The organism is Vibrio sp. 9-16B-A1, assembly GCF_056726165.1.
The window spans coordinates 1-1,961 of record NZ_JBSDZD010000036.1; the positions used below are offsets into that span (position 1 = coordinate 1).

Genomic DNA, 1,961 nt, shown 5'->3' on the forward strand with positions numbered 1-1,961 from the left:
CATCGACATCTTGTTGCTCATGGCGCTACTGGCCGAAATCATTATGTGGTGGAATGGGCTAATCGCGATGCAAGCCAAATGGCAGTGGGACTTCCAGGCCAATACTATTAAACACCGGCGTGTACTCTCAATTCCCAGACTAGGGCGAGAAGTGCGGAAGCATCGACGCTACCACATTCGAGAGCAACAATACCGGTGGGCAATCATAGAATATCAACGGTTAACGCACTTCTGTGGGATGACAGAATTATGAGGGGATCCGCCAGCGCTTGATCAACAGACAAACTCCGTAATCGCTTTGTTCCAGATCTGCAGATCTTCCCCATATCTCAATGCAGCTTTCCGCACAGCTACCACTCTGGCAGGACCTGCAGAACTATCCCGTCCTAACATTCCGATTAAGCCGCAATATTCCGAAGATTCCCCTATCCGTCATAGCCTGCCAGTCAAGCCCAATCTACCACAAAATCAAACCGTTAAGACGCAGCCCAAATCACAAAACACCGGAGGCAGCCCCGGTCTGCATTCCCACGCAGTGAACTGACCCCCAATAGTTGGACACCAATTATTGGGGATCTTTTATGTCCAAATACAGTCGAGAACTTAAGTTCATCGTTGCAAAAGAATACTTAGATGGGATGACTCCCAATCTGCTCGGTCAGAAGTATTCAGTCCCATCCAAATACATCCGATACTGGGCTCAGGTGTATTCCCTTCATGGGGAGGATTCATTTACGGTCGATGGGCAGTCAGTAAGCACAGAGTTTAAACGAGAAGCTATTGAATTAATGTGGACAAATAATTGGTCTGTCAGACACACTAGTGCCGTCCTAAATCTCTCTTTCTCTACAACTTTGACTGCGTGGCTCAATAAATACAAAGCGCGGGGAATCAAAGGGCTTGAGAACCGTCGCGGAGCAAAAATGTCCATGAAAAAGTCGCCAAAGCAACCACAGAAATCTGATGATGAAATGACCCTGGAAGAACTGCGCGAGGAACTGGCGTACTTGCGAGCGGAGAATGCGGCTTTAAAAAAGTTGGAGGAGCTGAAACAGCAAAGGCTTCAACGAACAAAGAAAAAGCGTTAGCAGTTTTAGCTCTTAAAAAATCTTACCCACTAAAACACTTACTGAGAGCTCTTGAGCTACCAAGGAGCGTTTTCTACTATCAGTGCAAGGTGGCGAAGCGTAAGCCTGCTTATGAAGATGAGCTTGAAAGAATACATTCAATTTATCATGAACATAAGGGGCGATACGGCTATCGCAGGATACACTTAGAACTACGCAGAGAGGGGATTAAGCTCAACCATAAAACGGTACAGCGCTTAATGATTCAACTCGGTTTGAAGTCAACAGTAAGACCCAAGAAGTACCGGGCTTACAAAGGTGAAGTGGGGAAAATAGCGCCAAATATCTTGAAAAGAGATTTTAAGACAACGCAACCAGACGAGAAATGGGTAACTGATGTAACCGAGTTTAAAGTAAAGGAGCAAAAGGTCTTTTTATCTCCGATCCTCGACTTGTTTACCCAAGAAGTTGTCGCGTTCAATATCTCGAAGACATCACGTTTGCCGCTTGTTACAGAGATGCTGAAGGATGCTATATCAACGCTAGATAATAACTCAAAACCGATAGTACACAGTGATCAGGGGTGGCAATATCAACACAGGGCTTACCAGAAACATCTGTCCGATAACGGACTGACGCAGAGTATGTCGAGAAAAGGTAACTGTCTGGATAACGCAGTGGCAGAAAACTTCTTTGGGATCTTAAAAACAGAGATGTACCATGGATACCAGTTCGACGATGCAGATGACTTGATCTCCAGTCTTAAAGACTATATCGAGTACTACAATACAAAGCGGATCAAGGTAAAGCTAAATGGCCTGACTCCGCGAGAGTATCGAAATCAGGCGCTGCTGGTAGCTTAACGAAACTGTCCAACTTTAAGGGGTCACTTCA

1 protein-coding gene and 1 pseudogene are annotated in these 1,961 nt (G+C 45.5%); both read left to right on the forward strand.

The genetic code is table 11. The features are described 5' to 3' along the window. Positions 1-581 precede the first annotated feature (581 nt). Complete coding sequence (locus ACVB80_RS24255; protein ID WP_481081358.1) at positions 582-1,088, forward strand: transposase; 507 nt, start codon at positions 582-584, stop codon at positions 1,086-1,088. Positions 1,089-1,114: 26 nt separating this feature from the next. After that, positions 1,115-1,930, forward strand: a pseudogene (locus ACVB80_RS24260) (IS3 family transposase); the annotation flags it as partial. Positions 1,931-1,961: the final 31 nt, after the last annotated feature.